At 70.4% G+C, this 19,124-nt stretch carries 19 protein-coding genes and 1 pseudogene; 11 read left to right on the forward strand and 9 right to left on the reverse strand.

What is annotated here, in order from left to right; genetic code table 11:
- Nucleotides 1-159: 159 nt before the first annotated feature.
- Nucleotides 160-615, forward strand: coding sequence for a MarR family winged helix-turn-helix transcriptional regulator (locus ACIRQP_RS24495; protein ID WP_403893260.1), 456 nt, complete (start codon nt 160-162; stop codon nt 613-615).
- A gap of 174 nt (nt 616-789) precedes the next feature.
- Here the strand turns inward: ACIRQP_RS24495 and ACIRQP_RS24500 are convergent, their stop codons facing one another.
- From ACIRQP_RS24500 to ACIRQP_RS24515, 4 genes are read right to left on the reverse strand one after another with little or no spacing between them, the layout of a single operon-like run.
- The gene (locus ACIRQP_RS24500; RefSeq protein WP_403893261.1) at nt 790-1,938 is read right to left on the reverse strand and encodes an XdhC family protein; all 1,149 of its coding nucleotides are present in this window, start codon (nt 1,936-1,938) and stop codon (nt 790-792) included.
- Nucleotides 1,931-4,141, reverse strand: a complete 2,211-nt coding sequence (locus ACIRQP_RS24505; protein ID WP_403893339.1) for a xanthine dehydrogenase family protein molybdopterin-binding subunit — start codon at nt 4,139-4,141, stop codon at nt 1,931-1,933. The genes ACIRQP_RS24500 and ACIRQP_RS24505 overlap by 8 nt, the downstream gene beginning before the upstream one ends.
- A gap of 8 nt (nt 4,142-4,149) precedes the next feature.
- On the reverse strand, nt 4,150-5,142 hold the full coding sequence (locus ACIRQP_RS24510; RefSeq protein WP_403893262.1) for an FAD binding domain-containing protein: 993 nt from the start codon (nt 5,140-5,142) through the stop codon (nt 4,150-4,152).
- Nucleotides 5,139-5,741 (reverse strand): 2Fe-2S iron-sulfur cluster-binding protein, encoded by a 603-nt coding sequence (locus ACIRQP_RS24515; RefSeq protein ID WP_403893340.1) that lies wholly within the window; start codon nt 5,739-5,741, stop codon nt 5,139-5,141. Before ACIRQP_RS24515 ends, ACIRQP_RS24510 begins: the two co-directional genes overlap by 4 nt.
- A 228-nt stretch (nt 5,742-5,969) precedes the next feature.
- Between ACIRQP_RS24515 and ACIRQP_RS24520 the strand changes: the two genes are divergently transcribed.
- Entirely contained in the window at nt 5,970-6,611 is a 642-nt protein-coding gene (locus ACIRQP_RS24520; protein WP_403893263.1) for a TetR/AcrR family transcriptional regulator, read from the forward strand.
- Nucleotides 6,612-6,663: 52 nt separating this feature from the next.
- On the opposite strand, the gene ACIRQP_RS24525 is transcribed toward ACIRQP_RS24520, so the two are convergent.
- Entirely contained in the window at nt 6,664-7,515 is an 852-nt protein-coding gene (locus tag ACIRQP_RS24525) for a helix-turn-helix transcriptional regulator (protein ID WP_403893264.1), read from the reverse strand.
- A gap of 86 nt (nt 7,516-7,601) precedes the next feature.
- Between ACIRQP_RS24525 and ACIRQP_RS24530 the strand changes: the two genes are divergently transcribed.
- Both ACIRQP_RS24530 and ACIRQP_RS24535 read left to right on the forward strand, forming a co-directional pair.
- Nucleotides 7,602-8,405: an SDR family NAD(P)-dependent oxidoreductase gene (locus tag ACIRQP_RS24530; protein ID WP_403893265.1), complete on the forward strand. Its 804-nt coding sequence runs from the start codon at nt 7,602-7,604 to the stop codon at nt 8,403-8,405.
- A gap of 190 nt (nt 8,406-8,595) precedes the next feature.
- Nucleotides 8,596-8,934, forward strand: coding sequence for a hypothetical protein (locus tag ACIRQP_RS24535; protein ID WP_403893266.1), 339 nt, complete (start codon nt 8,596-8,598; stop codon nt 8,932-8,934).
- Between the two features lie 80 nt (nt 8,935-9,014).
- Here the strand turns inward: ACIRQP_RS24535 and ACIRQP_RS24540 are convergent, their stop codons facing one another.
- Both ACIRQP_RS24540 and ACIRQP_RS24545 read right to left on the reverse strand, forming a co-directional pair.
- Entirely contained in the window at nt 9,015-9,317 is a 303-nt protein-coding gene (locus ACIRQP_RS24540) for an SCO4225 family membrane protein (protein ID WP_403893267.1), read from the reverse strand.
- Between the two features lie 66 nt (nt 9,318-9,383).
- Nucleotides 9,384-9,722 carry a MerR family transcriptional regulator gene (locus ACIRQP_RS24545; RefSeq protein ID WP_403893268.1) on the reverse strand — a complete coding sequence of 113 codons (339 nt, stop codon included), beginning with the start codon at nt 9,720-9,722 and terminating at the stop codon, nt 9,384-9,386.
- Between the two features lie 410 nt (nt 9,723-10,132).
- Here ACIRQP_RS24545 and ACIRQP_RS24550 point away from each other — a divergent pair, with 410 nt between their 5' ends.
- Complete coding sequence (locus tag ACIRQP_RS24550) at nt 10,133-10,567, forward strand: DUF6010 family protein (protein ID WP_403893269.1); 435 nt, start codon at nt 10,133-10,135, stop codon at nt 10,565-10,567.
- A 338-nt stretch (nt 10,568-10,905) separates the two neighbouring features.
- On the opposite strand, the gene ACIRQP_RS24555 is transcribed toward ACIRQP_RS24550, so the two are convergent.
- Together ACIRQP_RS24555 and ACIRQP_RS24560 are read right to left on the reverse strand one after the other, a co-directional pair.
- A complete protein-coding gene (locus ACIRQP_RS24555) occupies nt 10,906-11,406 on the reverse strand; it encodes an SRPBCC domain-containing protein (RefSeq protein ID WP_403893270.1) in 501 nt (166 codons plus the stop codon).
- Nucleotides 11,403-11,723, reverse strand: a complete 321-nt coding sequence (locus tag ACIRQP_RS24560) for an ArsR/SmtB family transcription factor (protein ID WP_403893271.1) — start codon at nt 11,721-11,723, stop codon at nt 11,403-11,405. The genes ACIRQP_RS24555 and ACIRQP_RS24560 overlap by 4 nt, the downstream gene beginning before the upstream one ends.
- A 402-nt stretch (nt 11,724-12,125) precedes the next feature.
- Here ACIRQP_RS24560 and ACIRQP_RS24565 point away from each other — a divergent pair, with 402 nt between their 5' ends.
- From ACIRQP_RS24565 to ACIRQP_RS24590, 6 genes and pseudogenes are all read left to right on the forward strand, one after another.
- Nucleotides 12,126-13,076 (forward strand): arsenic resistance protein, encoded by a 951-nt coding sequence (locus tag ACIRQP_RS24565; RefSeq protein ID WP_403893272.1) that lies wholly within the window; start codon nt 12,126-12,128, stop codon nt 13,074-13,076.
- A 202-nt stretch (nt 13,077-13,278) separates the two neighbouring features.
- On the forward strand, nt 13,279-14,547 hold the full coding sequence (locus tag ACIRQP_RS24570) for an ABC transporter substrate-binding protein (RefSeq protein ID WP_403893273.1): 1,269 nt from the start codon (nt 13,279-13,281) through the stop codon (nt 14,545-14,547).
- A gap of 39 nt (nt 14,548-14,586) precedes the next feature.
- Nucleotides 14,587-14,760 (forward strand): annotated as a pseudogene (locus ACIRQP_RS24575) (hypothetical protein); the annotation flags it as partial.
- Nucleotides 14,694-15,554, forward strand: a complete 861-nt coding sequence (locus tag ACIRQP_RS24580; protein ID WP_403893341.1) for a carbohydrate ABC transporter permease — start codon at nt 14,694-14,696, stop codon at nt 15,552-15,554. The pseudogene ACIRQP_RS24575 and the gene ACIRQP_RS24580, both read left to right, overlap by 67 nt.
- Before the next feature lie 4 nt (nt 15,555-15,558).
- A complete protein-coding gene (locus ACIRQP_RS24585; protein ID WP_403893274.1) occupies nt 15,559-16,434 on the forward strand; it encodes a carbohydrate ABC transporter permease in 876 nt (291 codons plus the stop codon).
- A gap of 163 nt (nt 16,435-16,597) precedes the next feature.
- The gene (locus ACIRQP_RS24590) at nt 16,598-19,096 is read left to right on the forward strand and encodes a SpoIIE family protein phosphatase (protein ID WP_403893275.1); all 2,499 of its coding nucleotides are present in this window, start codon (nt 16,598-16,600) and stop codon (nt 19,094-19,096) included.
- Nucleotides 19,097-19,124: the final 28 nt, after the last annotated feature.

Raw genomic sequence — 19,124 nt, forward strand, 5'->3', positions numbered from 1 at the left:
ACTCCTATGACTGTGCAACGGGAAGCAAGCTTGTGCATCATACATACTGTGTGCAACAAGCACTTTACGTGCATGATTCATACGCACGAAGACGGAATGCGGGCCGTTCGGACACGGTGCGAGAATGACCCGGCGAGAGAGGCAGGAGGCGACATACGCATGACTGGCGCCACCCACGAGGTCGAGTACGAGCAGATGCTGCTCAGCCGCCACACGTTCTTGAACCAGAGAGGCGGACGACGCAAAGACGCCGTACTGGACCGCAGCGCCTACATCCTGCTCAGCCGCATCCGCGTGCAGGGACCGATGTCGATCGGCGAACTCAGCGACGCCTTCGGGCTCGACGCCTCCACCCTGAACCGGCAGACGGCCGCGACGGTACGCGCCGGACTCGCGGAGCGTATCCTGGACCCCGACGGCGGCATGGCACGCAAGTTCCGCATCACGCAGGAGGGCGCGCGCGTACTCGACGAGGAGAGGGAGGGCATCGTCCGCTCCCTGGACCGGGTCATGGCCGACTGGCCCGAAGAGGACATCGCCGCCTTCGCCGCGTATCTGAAGCGCTTCAACACCGACATCGAACGCCTCGGCGGCAGACCCTGGCCCCGCGGGTAACTCCGAGGGGACCGCGGGGCCGGGTACTTTCGCACCACGCACCGACCAGGGCCACGGATACCCCTCGGCGGGTTCCCCGGCCCCGACCACCGCGGGGATGACCGCGGGCAGCCGGGGCGCGAGGCGGGGCAGCCACCGGAGAGTCTCAGACGGCCCCGGAGAGTCTCCGGTGGGTCATGCCGCCGCTCGGGAGCGGGCCTCGCCCTCCTCCCTTCCGTCCACATCATGGTGAATGGGTGTCCCCGAACCGGTCAGCGGAACCCCTGTCCCGCCCCGGCGCGCCGCGATGATCTCCGCCGCGATGGACATGGCGGTCTCCTCAGGGGTGCGGGCACCGAGATCGAGGCCGATCGGCGAGCGCAGCCGGTCCAACTCGCTTTCGGTGACGCCGACTTCGCGCAGTCGCCGGTTGCGGTCCTCGTGGGTGCGGCGCGAGCCCATCGCGCCGACGAACGCGACCGGCAGCCGCAGGGCCGTCTCCAGCAGCGGAACGTCGAACTTGGCGTCATGAGTGAGCACGCACAGGACGGTCCGTCCGTCGGTCGCGGTACGCCGGAGGTAGCGGTGCGGCCAGTCGACCACGAGTTCGTCGGCCTCCGGGAAGCGGACGCGGGTGGCGAAGACCGATCGGGCGTCGCACACGGTCACGTGGTAGCCGAGGAACTTGCCCGCCCGTACGAGCGCCGTCGCGAAGTCCACGGCGCCGAAGACGATCATCCGGGGCGGCGGCACCCTCGATTCCACGATCAGGGTCACGCCGCCGGGGCAGCGCGATCCGTCCTCCGCGATCTCGACCGTGCCGGTGCGTCCGCTGTCCAGCATCGCGCGGGCTTCCTCCGCCACCGTCCGGTCCAGTTCCGGACGTCCGTCGAAGCCGCCCTCGTACGATCCGTCGGGGTGGACGAGCAGCGCCCCGCCGAGCAGTTCGTCCGGTCCCCGGGCCACCCGGGCGAGTGCCGCCGTCTCCCCCCGGGCGGCGGCCGACACCGCCCCCCGGAACACCAGCGAGTCCGCGCGTACCGGCGTGACGAGGACGTCGATGACGCCGCCGCAGGTGAGCCCCACCGCGAAGGCGTCCTCGTCGCTGTATCCGAACCGTTCACGCACTGTCCGGCCGTCCCGGAGCGCCTGGACGCACAGGTCGTACACCGCCCCCTCCACACAACCGCCGGAGACGGAGCCGATGGCGGTGCCGCTGTGGTCGACGGCCAGGGCGGCGCCGGGACCGCGCGGCGCGCTGCCGCCGACGGCCACGACGGTGGCGACGGCGAAGTCCCGGCCCTCCTCGAGCCAGCGGTCCAACTGCTCCGCGACATCAAGCACTCCGGGCTCCCTCCGCGTTCCGGGCTTCCTCCTCCGCGCGACGCCGGGCTTCGTCCGCCGCCCGCAGGACGCGGTCCGGACGGATCGGCAGATTCCGGTGGCGTACACCGGTCGCGTGCCACACCGCGTTGGCGATCGCGGCGGCGACGCCCACGACACCGATCTCGCCGATTCCCTTGATCCCGACCGGGTCGTCCGGGTCCGGGTCCTCCACCCAGTCCGCCTCGATGAGCGGCACGTCGGCGTGCGCGGCGAAGTGGTAGCCGGCGAGATCGGCGCCGACGTGGCCGCCCGATTCCTGGTCCCTGATCGCCTCCTCGTGGAGGGCCATGGACAGTCCCCAGGTCAGTCCGCCGATGAACTGGCTGCGGGCGGTGAGCGGGTTGACGATCCGGCCCGCGGCGTAGATGCCGAGCAACCGTCGTACACGTACCTCACCGGTGGTGACATCCACCGCGACCTCGGCGAACTGCGCTCCGAAGGAGTGCCGTTCCTTCTTCGCGAGGGCGCCGATGGCCTCGGCCGTGTTCGACCGGGCGGTGATCCCCTCCGGCGGAATGGTGCCTCCCAGGGCCAGTCGCTCCCGCAGTTCGTCCGCCGCGATCGTCACCGCCCATGCCCAGGAGCGCGTGCCCATCGAGCCGCCGGCGAACATGGCCGGGCCGAGATCGCTGTCCGCGAGGCGCATACGGACGCGGTCAGGACCCACCCGCAGCGCGTCCGCGGCGACCAAGGTCATCGCGGTCCGCGCGCCGGTTCCGATGTCCGTCGCGTTGATCCGCACGGTGAAGGTTCCGTCCGGCTCGGCGGTCACGGCCGCCGTGGACGGGCCGGCTCCTGAGGGGTAGGTGGCCGCCGCCGTTCCGGTGCCGAGCAGCCAGCGCCCCTCACGGCGCAGACCGGGACGCGGGTCACGGTCCGCCCAGCCGAACCTGCGGGCGCCCTCCTCGAAGCAGGCGAGCACCTTGCGGCTGCTGAACGGCAGCCCGGACAGGGGACCCGTCTCGGGTTCGTTGCGTGCGCGCAGCGCGATCGGGTCCATGCCGCACTTCTCGGCCAGTTCGTCCAGGGCGGATTCGAGGGCGAAGGATCCCGGTGCCTCGCCCGGTGCGCGCATCCAGCTCGGGGTCGGCACATCGAGCCGTACGAGCCGGTGAAGCGTGTGATGCGCGTCGGCGTCGTACAGCACGCGCCCCAGCACGGCGCTCGACTCGACGAATTCGTGCACGGTCGACGTAAGACTCAGTGCCTGGTGGTCGAACGCGCGCAGCCGGCCGTCGGGGTCGGCACCGAGCCTGATCCGCTGCGCCGTGGGGCTGCGGTAGCCGACGAGGGAGAACATCTGACGGCGAGTCAGCACGACACGGACCGGGCGGTGGAGGACGGTCGTGGCCATCACCGCGGCCACTTGGTGCGGGCTGAGCCCCTTCGATCCGAAGCCGCCGCCGACATGCTCGGACCGCACACGTACGGAGGCCGGATCGAGGGAGAAGAGCTTCGCGAGCTCGGTCGCCACCCAGGTGCTGCCCTGATTGGAGTCGATGACGTCGAGCCGCCCGCCGTCCCAGCGAGCCGTCGCCGCGTGCGGCTCCATCGGGTTGTGGTGCTCCTCAGGAGTGGTGTACTCCTCGTCCACGACGACGGCGGACGCGTCGAGCTGGGCGGCCAGGTCCCCCTTCTCCGTCTCCGCCCGGACCATCGGGTTGCTCTCCGGCGTGTACGCACCGGAACGTCCGGCGAAGAACGCGACGTCGTGCGGCTCCTCGTCGTAGCGCACCACCAGCGCCTCGGCGGCTTCCCTGGCCTGCTCGGACGTTTCGGCCACGACCAACGCCACCGGCCATCCCACGAAGGGGACCCGGTCGTGCTGGAAGATCCCGAGGACGGGGTTCGGCCGCCCCACCATGCCGACATAGTCGGTGTCGACGCGTGGCGCGTTCCCGTGGTGCAGCACGGCGAGGACGCCGGGCATGGCCAGGACGGGGGAGTCCTCCACGGAGCGGATACGGCCACGGGCCACGGTCGACAACACCAGCCAGCCGTGGGCGAGTTCGGCGAAGGGTATCTCTCCGGCGTAGCGTGCCGCCCCGGTGACCTTGTCGCGGCCCTCCACGCGGGTGTGGGCGGAGCCGACGGCTCCCGTCACGGCGGAGAACCGGGTCGTCGTGGCCGGCGTCGTCGGTGTCGGCGTCGTCGGAGTCATCGGTGTCGTCATCGGCTCGCCTCCTCGGTGAGTTCGGTCAGCACGGCCACGACGAGGTTGCGCGTCAAGGTCACCTTGTATCCGTTCTCGGGAAGCGCCTCGGCCGCTTCCAGTTCGGCATCGGCCGCGGCGGCGAACGCCTCCGCGCTCGCCGGGCCGCCGATCAGTACTCGCTCGGCCGCACGGGCCCGCCACGGCCGGGACGCGACCGCTCCGAACGCGAGGCGCACATCGCGTACGACACCGTCCTGAACATCGAGCGCGGCGGCGATCGAGCCGATCGCGAACGCGTACGAGGCGCGCTCGCGCACCTTCCGGTACCGCGAGTGGGCGGCGACCGGGGCCGGCGGCAGCGTGACGCCGGTGATCAGCGCGCCGGGCGGAAGGGCGGTCTCGATGTGCGGGGTGTCTCCCACCGGCAGATAGAACGCCGCGATCGGCGACTCACCCGGCCCGTCCGCCGTTTCGTACGAGATGACGGCGTCGAAGGCGGCGAGCGCGACCGCCATGTCCGAGGGGTGGGTGGCGACGCAGTGCTCGGAGGCGCCGAGGATCGCGTGATTGTGGTGCTCACCCGCGAGTGCGGGGCAACCACTGCCCGGTGCACGCTTGTTGCACGGTTTGCCGAGGTCGGTGAAGTAGCCGCAGCGGGTCCGCTGGAGGAGATTCCCGCCGACCGTGGCCATGTTACGCAGCTGTCCCGAGGCGCCGGCCAGCACGGCCTGCGCCAACGCCGGGTAGTGACGGCGCACTTCGGGGTGGGCGGCGAGATCGCTGTTGGTGACGGTCGCGCCGATGCGCAGCCCGCCGTCGTGGGTGAACTCGACTCCGGCGAGGGGAAGTTCGATTACGTCGACGAGCAGCGCGGGCCTCTCCACGCCGACCTTCATCAGGTCGATGAGGTTGGTGCCGCCACCGAGGAAGCGGGCTTCGGGGGCGGCGCCGAGCAGGGCGACCGCTCCGGCGACGTCGACGGCACGTTCATAACCGAACTCCCTCATGCCGCGGCCTCCTTGACCTCGGCCTCGGCCGCCTTCTCGACCTTGACCGCTTTCTCGGCCTCGACCGCCTCCGCCGCCCGCGCGACGGCCTGCACGATCGACACGTAGGCGCCACAGCGGCACAGGTTGCCGCTCATCCGCTCGCGTATCTCCTCGGCGGTGAGTGCGGGCACCCCCGCTTCCGGCCGGACATCGCCGGTCACGGCGCTCGGCCAGCCCGCCGCGTGTTCCTCGATCACCGCGAGGGCCGAACAGATCTGCCCAGGTGTGCAGTAGCCGCACTGATAGCCGTCGAGGTCGAGAAAGGCCTGTTGCACCGGATGTAGCCGCTCACCATCGGCAACGCCCTCGATGGTGGTGATCACGCGCCCCTCGGTCGCGACCGCGAGCTGAAGGCAGGAAACCGCCCGGCGACCGTCGAGCAGCACCGTACAGGCGCCGCATTGGCCCTGGTCGCAGCCCTTTTTGGTACCGGTCAGATCGAGATGCTCGCGCAGGGCGTCGAGCAGGGTGGTGCGATGGTCGACGGGCAGTGCGTACTTCTCGCCGTTGATGTTCAGTGTGATGGCGCTGTGCGTCGATGAGGGGGCTGGGGCCATGATCAGCCTTCTTTCGCGTTGCTGATAGGCGTCGAACGAGACGATCCCGACGAATGTCCGGGTGCGAGAGGGCACGAGTCGGCCATACTGGCCGGATTTGCCGCTATGGTGGACCTAAGTGGACAACTGTCCGCCTGTTGTCGAACCTAACGGACAGCTGTCCGGTTAGCAAGGCGGGGCTTGACCGTGATTCCGGAGGGAGGACGAGTGCGACCGGAAGGTGAACGCATGCGGGAAGAGACGACTCTGCGCTCGGACGCTCAGCGGAATCGCGAGCGCATTCTGGAAGTCGCGCTGGCCGAGCTGACGCGAACCGCGGACGCCCCGCTGAGCGCGATCGCGAAGAAGGCGGGCGTCGGCCAGGGGACGTTCTACCGTAATTTTCCCAACCGCGAGGCCCTCGTCCTGGAGGTCTACCGCTACGAGATGCAGCAGGTCGCCGACACCGCTGCCCAGCTGCTCCGGACCCGCGCACCCGACCAGGCCCTGAGGGAGTGGATGGACCGCCTGGCCCAGTACGCCATGACCAAGGCCGGCCTGGCCGGCGCGCTGCGCAATACCACCGGCAAGTACGGCAGCCTGGGGCAGCTGGGTCACGAGCCGGTGGCCAGGGCGGTCACGCTCCTGCTGAACGCGAACGAGGAGGCAGGCACCGTCCGCCCGGGGCTGACCCCCGACGATTTCGTGCTCGCCATCGCCGGGCTCTGGCAGCTCGACCCGCACAGCGACTGGCAGCCGCGTGCGACGCGACTGCTCGACCTCGTGATGGACGGACTGCGGGCGGGGGCGTCCGGAGGGGGCGGGCCCGAGGCGGCCGGGCCCGCGGCCGGTCGGTCCGGAGCCGACGGGCCGGGGGACGGACAGAGTTGAGGTGGGAGCACCTGAGGTGGGAGCACCTGAGGCTTGCGGACAGGGCCCCGGATCAGCCGGTCACGTCCATGCGCTGAGTGCCGACGACCGACAGCAGTCGCAGCGCCTCCTCGGACGGTGAGCCGGGGGTGGCGGTGTAGATCACGACCCGCTGGTCCCGGTCGGTGATGTCGAGGACATCGCAGTTGACGGTCACCGGGCCGACCAGCGGGTGTGGGAACGTCTTGCGCAGGGTGGGCGTGGCGCACACGTCGTGGGAGACCCACAGGCGGGTGAACTCCTCGCTGCCGGCGAGGAGTTCACTCACCAGCTCGGTCACCTCGGGATCGTCGGGGTAGCGCGCGGCGACGGCGCGCAGATGCTGGGCCGAGGTACGGGCGAACGCGTCCGCGTCCGACACTCCGTACAACCGCCGTCCCCCTGGGTACGGCCCGAGGAAGACGCGGCGTATAAGGTTGCGGTCGCGTCGCGACACGGCCGAGAAGTCTTCCATGAGAGCGGCCGCGAGATCATTCCAGGCGATCACCTCCTGCGCCGCGGACGTCACGATCGCGGCGGCCTGCGGCAGTCGGCGCAGCAGGTCGAGGATGCTCTGCCGCACCTCGCGCGACGGACCGGGCGGAGGGGCCGGCGGTGCGCCGGCGAGGTGGTGAAGGTGGTCGCGCTCGGGGTCGGACAGCCGCAGGGCCCGAGCCAGCCCGGCCAGCACCTCACGCGACGGGCGCGGGCCGCGGGCCTGCTCCAGCCGCGTGTAGTACTCGGTCGAGATGAACGCCAGCTGCGCCGCCTCCTCGCGACGCAGCCCCGGGGTGCGACGGCGCGTCCCGGCGGGCAGCCCCACGTCGGCGGGGGCGATCCGCTCGCGCCTGCTGCGAAGGAAGGCCGCCAGTTCTTGTCTGTCCACACGTTAAGTGTGCGCGGGGGTGCGGAGCATATCCAGGTATCGCCGGTGCCTGGATAGGCACCGCGGACCGGCGCAGGCTCGCTGCCATGGACAACACACCACTCACCACCGACACACCCACCGCCACCGACCGGGGCCTGCTGGCCGGCAAGGTCGCCTTCATCACCGGTGCCGGTCGCGGTATCGGCGCCGCCGCGGCCCGGCTGTTCGCCCGGGAGGGCGCCCGGGTGCTGCTCGCGGCCCGTACGGAAGCCCAGTTGAAGACGGTGACCGAGGAGGTCCGGGCGGCGGGCGGCACCGCGGAGTACGTGCTGTGCGATCTGGCCGACGCGACCTCGGTGCGCGCCGCCGTGGACCGCGCGGTGGACCTGTACGGCCGGCTCGACGTCGCCTTCAACAACGGTGCGACGATCGTGCCGCCGGGCCCGCTGGACCAGGTGCGGGAGACCGACTTCGACCACGTCTACGCCGTGAACCTCAGGGGCCCGTGGCTCGCCATGGTCGCCGAGATCGCGGCCATCCGGGCCACCGCCGGGACGGGGGCCATCGTCAACAACTCCAGCGTCGGCAGCCTGATGGGCAACCCCGAACTGCCCGCGTATGGTGCGATGAAGCGGGCGGTCAACAGCCTCACCGAGTCGGCTGCCATCACCTACGGTCCGGAAGGCATCCGCGTCAACGCCATCGCCCCCGGCGGCACGCTGACCGAGATGATCCGTACCTGGGAAGCGAGTTCACCCGGTCTCGTCGAGCGAATCACGGCGAACACCCCGCTGCGCCGCGCGGCCGACCCCGACGAAATCGCCGAGGCCGCCGCCTGGCTCCTCAGCGACCGCTCCTCCTACGTGACCGGCACGGTCCTGCGGGTCGACGGCGGCGCGCGGGCCTGAGCCGGGGACGCCGTCGTGTCGTCGTCGGCATGGATTCCGGTGCGGCACGGACTTCGATGCGGCACGGATTCCGGTGCGGCACGGATTCCGGAGAGCGAAGGACGGCGGCGTCGGCCCCGTCGGAACCATGCAACGCGTTGTCGCGTCTGTCGTGGGCATGAGCGAAAGCACCACGCGAGCGACCACGGGCATGAATCCGACAACCCGGGGCGCCGTCGGATGTTTCCTGGCCGGCCTCGGCGCCGCGACCGCGGCGCTCGTGTGGGCGCCGCGGGCCGCCTTCAGCATCGACGGTGGATTCGAGGGCCATGCCCGCGATCTGAGCGTGCTCTTCGTCGATCTGCCGCTCATCGCGCTCGGTGGCGCTCTGGTTCCGCTGTTCGCCTGGTCACTGACCACGAAGTGGGTGCACCGCCCCTGGGCCGGCGCGCCCGCGGCGGTGGCCGCGCTCGCGCTCGGCGTGTGGGGGCTCACCGAGTGGTGGACCCCACGCCAGCAGCCGGATCCCGGTTACGGCCCTGGGATCTGACCCCCGCGCGACCCCATCCCGGGGAGGCCGAGGCATGCGGTGAGGGCGCCGGGGGCGGTGGCCGCGCCGGGGCGCTTCCCTCAAGCAGTCGGTTTCGAGCCACCGCGGCCCTGGCCCAGGGCGCGGGCGCACCAACCGATGAGCACGGCGTTGACCAGAGCGCCGAGACCGATGGCGATGAAGATCATGGAGCTGTGGTCCGGCAGCAGGAGCACGATCAGGCTCACCGGTGCGGTGGCGATCAGCGGCACCACTCCGGCGAAGGAACCGTCGGGGTTGTCGCCGAGGCTCACCACAACGGCCCAGATGACCAGGGCCGCGCACACGGCGAGGTAGACACGGGCGAGAACGCTGCCGAGCGCGTGGCGCACGGTGCGCGGCACCGGGTGTCCCGGTCGGCCCCCCATCTGCGCGACGCGCTCGGGGCGGAGCACGCGCGGCGACGAGGGTCAGGTGCCGGATGTGCGGCGGGGCGTGGCCTGCGAGTTGCGCAGCTCTTCGTTGACGCGCCGGGCTTCTTCGAGTTGGTCTTCGAGGATGACGATGCGGCAGGCGGCTTCGACGGGGGTGCCCTGGTCGACGAGTTCGCGGGCGCGGGCGGCGATTCTCAGCTGATAGCGGGAGTAGCGTCGGTGTCCGCCGTCGGAGCGCAGGGGAGTGATGAGACGGGCTTCGCCGATGGCTCTCAGGAAGGCGGGGGTGGTGCCGAGTATTTCGGCGGCGCGGCCCATGGTGTAGGCGGGGTAATCGTCGTCGTCGAGACGGCCGAGAGAGTCTTCCGCGCTCATGTACACCCCTGATCGGGTAATGCGTCGAGGGTCTTGGTGCCGTACGGTCCCAAGACCCCAAGCGGCCCCAAGGCCCCGGGCGCGACACCATGTGCCGGCCCACTGAGATGCCGGGCTTCTGTTTCCGCACCGCTGTCACTGGCTACGGAGGGAGACGTTAATCCCGGTGGATCCGCATGTCTACTCTCACCGTGACAGATTTTAGACAAGGCGGAACGCAGGGTTTCTGCCGGGGCGCGGCGGTTCCCCGCCCGGCGGTTCTCCGAGCGATGGTTTCCCCGCCCGGCGGCGGGAACCCGTTGGAACCTGTCGGTAATGCCGCTGGGGGGGTGCACGGACCCGGACATAGCGTCGTGAGCAGTCCCCGCGCCGTTCCGGGCGCGCCACCCGCCCCAAGAAAGGGCACCCCCATGCAGTACCTCGTGCCGATCGGCATCGGTGTCCTCTACGCGTTGCTGATGTCCCTCATCCGCGAACCGCACCGACGGCGCTTCAACGCGGTGATGGTCGCCGGAGCGGGTGCCGCCTACCTCAGCGGTGGCGGCCTGGGTGGCTGGGAGTTCGCGTTCACCGCCCTCGTCACCTATGTCGCCTTCCGCGGCCTGGACTCGTGGACCTTCATCGGCATCGGCTGGCTGCTGCACACCGCGTGGGACGTGGTGCACCATCTCAAGGGCAGCCCCTTGATCCCTTTCGCCCACGACTCGTCGCTGGGCTGCGCGATCTGCGACCCGGTCATCGCGCTGTGGTGCCTATGGGGAGGCCCGTCACCGCGTGATCTCCTCCACAAGGAGCGCCCCGCGCTGCTCAAGGACCAAGCCACTCCACGGGAAACGACTTCCTAGGTCCTGTCCGGTCGGTCTTCGTGGGCCCGCGGCGTCTGGTGCAGGGGGTACCCCCGTGCCGTTCAGGCCAAGGGGGAGCATCGCAAGGCGGAGGATCGGCGTTGTGGATGGCCCGGCCGTACGAGGACGATCCGACAACGCGGCGAGGTGCCGTGCCAGGCGTCGCGGGCCCACGAAGATCGACCGGACAGGACCTAGGTGTACCGCCCTGTCCGGTCGACAGGACCTGGCCGCGACACCTCGTGCGCCCGGCCGCCACCCGCGCCGGGCCGTCTCCCGGCAATGTTCGCCCCGTCACGTGAACATTGCCGGTCGCGGCACCACGCCCTGTCCGGAACCTACTTCGTCATCGCCTCGCCGGTCTCCAGCAGGGTCTTGAGGTCGCTGAGCAGCAGGCTCCAGCCACCACCCGCCTCGATGATCTCTCCCGCGAGCTGGGCCGCGTGGGCCGGTGCGCCGGTGACGTCGTGGGTCACCGTGAGTCTGGTGACACCGCCGTACGGCTCTTCCTCGATCTCGTAGGTGAGGCGCGTGAACGGTTCGCCCGCCAGCTCGGGCGAGAAGAGCATCCGGTACGTCTGGACGAGTTTGCGCGGCGGGTCCGCTTCGACGATCTCGCCCTCGATGATCTGTTCCGGCGCGCCGTGGCGGCGCATCTCCTCGCTCGACAGCACCCGGTATGTACCGCCGGCCCGGGGGTCGAGTTCGGACGCGCAGCGGTAGCCGTACCTCTCGCTCCACCCGGGCTTCGTGATCGCGTCCCAGACGGCCTGGGGTGTCGCCCTGATGTAGACCCGGTGGACCTGAACGGTCCTGGTCTCCTCGGCAGAGACTGTCATGTGTTTCCCTCCAGCTCGTTCTTGAGCTCGGTGAGCGCCGTCACCTGACGCTCGGTGTACTTGTCGATCCACCGGTCGTGGATCAACCGGATCGGTACCGGGTTCAGGAAGTGCAGCTTCTCCCGGCCGGACTTACGCGTGACGACAAGTCCTGCTTCCTCCAGCACCTTCAGGTGTTTCATCGCTCCGTACCGCGTCATCTCCACCTCGGACTCCAGTTCGGTCAGCGTGCGGCCGTCGCGCGCGAAGAGCAGGTCCAGCAGGAAGCGACGCGTCGGATCAGCCAGCGCCTTGAAGACACGGTCGTCGTCGGTCACGGCTCCAAAATAGGTGACCAGATGGTCACATGTAAAGCCCTCCGGGTACCGCGCGGAAGCCGCCGGCCCACGGCCGGCCCACGGCCGGCATACGACTGGTGCGCGGCTGGTGCGCGGCCCTCCCGGCCGCGTTGCCCGCGGCCGGGTCGATGGCCGTCCGGCCCCCCCGCTCGACCTTTGACCCAGGTCGACGGTTTACGGTCGACGACGTGAGCACGACGCGGATCTCCCAGCGCGCCGAACGCGGCGGCGCCCCGGCCACCACCCTGCGCTTCTACGAGGGCGCCGGGCTGCCCGCGCGGTGGTTCACCGCTCTGTGACCACCTCGGCCACCGTCCTTTTCACCGCCCCGTGCGAGGAGTACGTACGTTGTCGTCGTCGTCATCCGGTCCGGTCGCGGGCATGGAACGCCACCAGGTCGCCGTCTATGTCGGGGCCTTGGCCGCCGGAGGGCTGGTGGGCTGGGCCGCGCCGGACGCGGGACCCGGCTTGGAGCACGCCATCAACCCGGTGCTGGCCGCCCTGTTGTACGTGACGTTCCTACAGGTGCCCGCCTCGGAGCTGGTCCGCTCGCTGAGGGCGGGCCGGTTCCTGGCCGCCACGCTGGTGGTGAACTTTCTCGTGGTGCCGCTGGTGGTCGCCGCGATGTTCGCCTTCCTCCCGGACGACCGGGCCGTCCGCCTCGGCGTGCTCCTGGTGCTGCTGGCCCCGTGCATCGACTACGTGATCGTCTTCAGCGGGCTCGCCGGTGGCAGCAGCCGGCGCCTGCTCGCGGCCACTCCGCTGCTGCTGCTCGCCCAGATGGTCCTGCTGCCGGGCTACCTGTTCCTGTTCATGGGCCCGGACCTGGCCGACGTGGTGGCGGCAGGCCCGTTCGTCGAGGCGTTCGTCATGCTGGTCGTCATCCCGCTGACGCTGGCCTGGCTCACCCAGGCCTGGGCCGCGCGCCGCCCGGCCGGGCAGAAGGTCACCGACGCGATGGGCACGACGATGGTGCCGCTGATGGCCGCCACCCTGTTCACCGTGGTCGCCTCCCAGGTGCCCAAGCTCGGCGACACCGGCAGCCTGGCGGACGTGGTCCGCGTCGTGCCGTTCTACGTGCTCTTCCTTGTCGTGATGGCGTTCGCCGGACTCGGCGTCGCCCGTGCGTTCCGCCTCGACGCGCCCGCCGGGAGGGCGATCGTGTTCACCGGCGCGACCCGCAACTCCCTGGTCGTCCTCCCCCTCGCCCTGGCCCTGCCCGACGCACTGGCCGTCGCCGCGGTGGTCGTGGTCACCCAGACCCTGGTCGAGGTGATCGGCATGGTGATCTACGTCCGGGCCGTACCCCGGCTGCTTCCGCTCCGGGAGTGACCCGCGAATCCGTGAATCCGTGAACCCGCGCGCTTCCGGCGGCGGCCGGGCAGCTACGCCGTCATCCATTCGGCTGTACTTTCACGAGCCCGCTGACGGTGGGCAGTTGACCGCTGACGAGCCGAGTCGCGTGTCGGCACACGGGGGACGTTTCATATGCGAGCAATCTTGCTTACACGTACCGGCGTCACACTGATGAACCATGCGCCACTCGACATCCTCGGCCACTCGCCTCAGCCGCCGGCAGCTGCTGGCCGCCTCCGGCGCCCTCGCGCTGACCGCCGCCTGCGGCTCCAACACCGGCCGTGGCGGGGGAGCGGACGGTGGTGGCCCCGCGCTCGACCAGTGGTACCACCAGTACGGCGAGGCCGGCACGGAACAGGCGGTGAAACGCTATGCGGCCGCGTACCGGAAGGCGCGGGTGACCGTCCAGTGGCGGCCGGGGAATTACGACCAGCAGACGGCCGCGGCACTGCTGACCGAGAACGCACCGGACGTCTTCGAGGGCGGGCCGACCCTGGACCAGATCCGGGGAGGTCAGGTCGCCGATCTCACCGGCCTGCTGGAGGGCGTGCGGGACGATTTCAATCCCGCGGTGCTCGCCCCCAAGACGTATCAGGGCAAGGTCTACGGCATCCCGCAGGTCATCGACACACAGATGCTCTACTACCGCAGGAGTCTGCTGGACAAGGCCGGTGTCCGGCCGCCGCGGACCCTTGACGAACTGAACGACGCGGCACGGGCGTTGACGACGAAGGACGTCAAGGGCCTCTTCCTCGGCAACGACGGCGGGGCCGGCGTCCTCGGCGCCACCCCGCTGCGCGCCGCGGGCCTGGAACCGGTCACCACCGAGGGAGAAGTCGGCTTCGACGACCCGCAGGCCGCCAAGACCCTCGGCAAACTGCACCAGTTCCACGCGGACGGCTCCCTTCTGCTCGGGGCTCCCACCGACTGGTCCGATCCGTCCGCGTTCATCCACGGGCTGACCGCCATGCAGTGGACGGGACTGTGGGCCCTGCCGCAGATCCAGCAGACGCTGGGCGACGACTTCGGTGTCCTGCCCTTCCCCGAGGACGGCCCACAGGGCGGGCCGTCGGTCCCGGTCGGTGCCTACGGCGCGGCCGTCAGTACGCACAGCGGCCAGATCGATGCCGCGAAGGCGTATGTGAAGTGGCTGTGGGTCGAACGCACCGACTATCAGGAGGACTTCGCGCTCTCCTACGGCTTCCACATCCCCGCCCGGACCTCGCTGGCGAAGAAGGCGGCCGGACTCACCGAGGGCGCGGCGGCCGACGCGGTTCGGTTCACGACCGACCACGGATACGCACAGCCCCTGCTGTGGACCGACAAGAGCCTGACCGCCTACCAGGACGCCCTGAGCCGGATCATCACCGACGGCGCCGACCCGGCCGCACAGCTCAGGCCGGTCATCGCCACGACGAAGGCCGAGCTGAAGCGGGTGCGGTCATAGCCCCCCGGACAGCCAACCGGGCAGCCAACGGGGCAGCCACGCGGACAGCCAACGAGGCAGCCGCGCGGACAACTCACCAAAGCCGCCGCTCACTTGGGCGGCGCCTGCGCGGACCCCAGAACCGCTACGTGTGGTTCTGGCTCTTCGTGGGCCCCTTCGCCATCGGGCTCGCTCTCTTCACCTACGTACCGTTGGTCTGGAGCGTGTGGCTGAGCTTCTACGACGCCCACAACACGGTGACCCCCACCGAGTTCGTGGGCTTGGACAACTACACCGAAATCCTCGGCGACCCCTCTTTCACCTCCAGCCTCACCACCTTCGCCGTCTTCTCCCTCTTCATCGTCCCGGCGACGTACGCCCTCTCGCTCTCCCTCGCGCTGATGGTGCACCGGCTGCGCTTCGCCCAGGCGTTCTTCCGGTCGGTCTTCTTCCTGCCGACCGCCTGCTCCTACGTCGTCGCCGCGATCATCTGGAAGCTGTCGGTCTTCAACGGCGTGCGGTACGGGCTGGCGAACACGGTGCTGGGCTGGTTCGGCGGCGCCGACATCGCCTGGCTGTCGACCACCAGACCGCCCTGGTACTGGCTGGTCATCGTGACCGTGCGGCTCTGGCTCCAGGCCGGCTTCTACATGGTGATCCTGCTGGCCGGGCTGCAGCGCATCCCGGCCACCCTCTACGAGGCCGCCGCGGTCGACGGCGCCCGCCCCGGCTGGCAGGTCTTCCGGCACATCACCTTCCCGCAGCTGCGCCCGACCTCCGTCGCCGTCGTCCTGCTCCTGGTGGTCAACGCCTTCCAGGCCTTCGACGAGTTCTACAACCTGCTCTCCACGGCACGCGGTTACCCGCCCTACGCCAGGCCGCCCCTGGTCTACCTCTACTACGCCGCACTGGGCCAAGGGCAGAACCTGGGGCTCGGCAGCGCGGGCGCCGTGATCCTCGCACTGATCATCGCCGTGGTGACGGTGGTACAGGCGCGCTGGTTCGGCCTCGGACGCCGGGAGGACTGACCCCATGCGACGACACCCGACCAGCGGCCCGGCGGCGTACTCGACGAGCCGGGCCTTCCAGCGCTTCGCCCGCGGACTGCGGCCCGTCCTGCTCATCGCGCTCGCCGGGCTCTTCCTCATCCCGTTCTATCTGCTGGTACGCAACGGACTGGCCGCCGAAGCGGACATCACCGGGACCGGCTGGACGTTCTTCCCGGACAGCCTCCACTGGGACAACCTCCGGGAACTGTTCGACGACAGCAGCGTCCCCATGCTGCACGCCCTGTGGAACTCCGCCGTGATCGCCGTCCTCACCACCGCCGGAACCCTGCTGCTCGCCTCGCTCGCCGCATACGGCCTGGCCCGCATCGAATACCCCTACGCGAACCACGTCTTCTACGCGTTCCTGGTCACCCTCATGATCCCGTCCGCCGTGACCTTCGTCCCGAGCTTCGTCCTGGTCTCCTCGCTCGGCTGGATCTCCACCCTGCGCGGACTGATCATCCCGACCCTCTTCAGCGCCTTCGCGGTCTTCCTCTTCCGCCAGTACTTCCTCGGCTTCCCGCGCGAGCTGGAGGACGCGGCCCGGGTGGACGGGCTCGGCCACTGGCGTACGTACTGGCGGATCGTCGTGCCCAACACACGGCCGGTCTTCGCCGCCGTCGGCGCGATCGTCTTCATCGGCTCCTGGAACTCCTTCCTGTGGCCGCTGGTGATCGGCCAGGACCGCGACGCCTGGACCGTACAGGTCGCACTCGCCACCTTCACCACCGCTCAGACCGTCAACCTCCATGAACTCTTCATCGCCGCCGCCGTCTCGATCCTGCCCCTGCTGGCGGTCTTCCTGGTGCTGCAACGCCACATCGTCGCGGGCGCCGAGCGCTCCGGTATCGACGAGTGACCGGGCCCGGACAGGCCCCCATCCTCCGCCTTGCGATGCGCCCCCGTGGCCCGAACGGCACAGGCCGTCGATGTCGTGACCGCGTCAACTGACCGAACTCTGAACTGGACACCTGAATCCACCCCGCTTTGCGGGGGCCGATCGACAGACCTAGCGTAGGAGGGTGTGCGATCTCGGGACGGCGTCCGATGCCGGTTCGGCGTACGGGAACGCCGGCGCGGCGCTGGCGGTGGTCGACTCCGCGGGGACAGTGACGCGGTGGACGGGCGTCGCGTGTCGGCTGCTCGGCTATCGGGCCGAGGAGATTCTGGGCCGGCCGGCCGGGATGCTGCTGGCGTCCTCGGGTGAGGAGCGGGACTGGTTCGCGAAGGAGTGGTCCGGGAGCGCCCGGCTGCTTCGCCATGACGGGCGGACGGTGGACATGCGGCTGCGCGTGTCCGCGCTGCCGGGGGCGGAAGGGAGCATCGACTGGCTGGTCTCGGTGACCGGCGCGGCGGGGTCGGTACTGGAGTCGGTCGCCGAGAACTGTCCGTTCCCGATGGCGGTCTGGGACTCGGATCTGCGCATGGAGTGGCAGAACGAGGCCTTGGCGCGGGCCTACGGAAGCCCCCGCGAGGAGCGGCTCGGCCGGCCGTTGGAGGAGTCGCCGCTGTACGCGGACACCGGCCAGGTCGAGGCGCTGATACGGCGGGTGCTGGAGAGCGGCGTCCCGGTGGTCGACCACGAGCTGGACCAGCGGGACGGTCGTCGGCGCCGCACGTACGCGCTGTCGGTGTTCCCGGTCGAGAACGCGCGGGACGGCTTGCCCCGGGTGTGCTCCATGAACGTGGACGTCACCAGCAGTCGGCTGACGCGGGAACGGTTGACGCTTCTGAGCCGGGCGAGCACGCTCATCGGCACCACCGCGGACGTCATGCGGACGGCTCAGGAGGTGGCGGAGATCCTGGTGCCGGGGCTCGCGGACTACGTGTGCATCTGCCTCGTGGAGTCGGTCGAGCTCGGCGACACGCCCCTCGCGCGGCTCGGCTCGAAGGGCGACAGCGTCCCGGCGTTCCAGGTCGCGGGGACGGCGTCGATCCATGAGGACCTCCGGGAGTGGCGCCGCGGGGCCACGGTCCTGGTCCCCCCGCGCTCACCCCTCGTCGAGGTCCTGTCCTCCGGCCGGCCCCATCTGGAGCCCTTCCTCGACGCCTCGCCCGGCACCTGGCTGGACCACGACCCGCCATGGCGGGAGAGGATCAGCGCCCTCGGTATGCACAGCCTGCTGATCCTGCCGATCCACGCCCGGGGTGAGATCCTGGGCATCGCGGTTCTCGTCCGTACAAGGAATCCGGTGCCGTTCGACGAGAGCGACCGGATGGTCGCGGAGGAACTCTTCAGCCGGGCGGCGCTCATCCTGGAAAACGTCCGCGGCTACACCCGTGAGCACAACGCGGCCTTGGCCCTGCAGCGCAATCTGCTGCCGAGCAATCCGGCCGGCGGGAGCGCCGTCGACGTGGTGTGGCGCTACCTGCCGTCGGACAAGCGGGACGGCGTCGGCGGCGACTGGTTCGACGTGATCCACCTCTCCGGCGCCCGGGTCGCCCTCGTCGTCGGCGACGTCGTCGGGCACGGCATCAACTCCGCGGCGACCATGGGCCGGATCCGCACGGCGGTGATCACTCTGGCCGCCCTGGACCTTCCCCCCGACGAGTTGCTGACCAACCTCGACGACCTGCTCGCCCGTCTCGCGGCGGAGGAGGCGGACGCGAGGACCCCGCCCACCATGATCATGGGGGCCACCTGCCTGTTTGTGGTCTACGACCCGGTCAGCGGGCGGTGTACGGCGGCGCGTGCTGGCCACCCGCCGCCGGCGCTCGTCGACCCGTCCGGTGCCGTCACCCTGCTCGACGTACCCCCGGGGGCGCCTCTCGGCGTGGGCACCGGGACTTTCGAGGCGGTGGAGTACGAGCTGAGCGAGGGAAGCGCGCTCGTTCTCTACACCGACGGGCTCGTCGAGACCCGTGACCACGACATCGACTTCGGCCTGAACCGTCTGTGCCGCGCCCTCACCCAGGGGCCGGGGGCCCCGCTGGAAGACCTGTGCTCGGCCGCCGTCGACACCATCCCCCGCGGAGAGCAGGCCGACGATGTGGCCGTGCTCCTCGCGCGGACCCGGATGCTCGGCCCGGGCCAGGTCATGGAGTGGGAGCTGCCCGGCGACGCGGGGGCCGTCGGGGGCCTCCGAGCCGAGGCCCTACGGACGCTGACCGAATGGGGTCTGGAACGCCTGGTGCCCGCCGCCGAACAGATCATCGGCGAACTGCTCGCCAACGCCGTACTCCACGCGGTGGCCCCGGTACGACTGCGCCTGATCCGCCACGAGGTGCTGGTGTGCGAGGTCTCCGACTGCAGCTTCAAGACGCTGCGGCCGCGCAGCGCCGGACCGGCCGACGAGGGCGGTCGCGGTCTGGCGATCGCCACCTCGCTCGCCTCCCGCTTCGGTTCCCTGAGGACGCCGCACGGCAAGAGCGTCTGGGCCGAACTGGAGCTTCCGTGCGGCTTCCATGGCTCCCCGTCCCCGCCAGTACCCCCGTTGCGCGGGACCCTGACTGACGGCGGGCGGGCGATGTCCCCGTGGGCGGCGCCGGATGTTCCCGGCCGACCCGTGGCACCGCCGTGATCCGTGACGAGTCCTGCGTGGAACCCGG

Source organism: Streptomyces sp. NPDC102274, assembly GCF_044766385.1.
Lineage (GTDB): Bacteria > Actinomycetota > Actinomycetes > Streptomycetales > Streptomycetaceae > Streptomyces.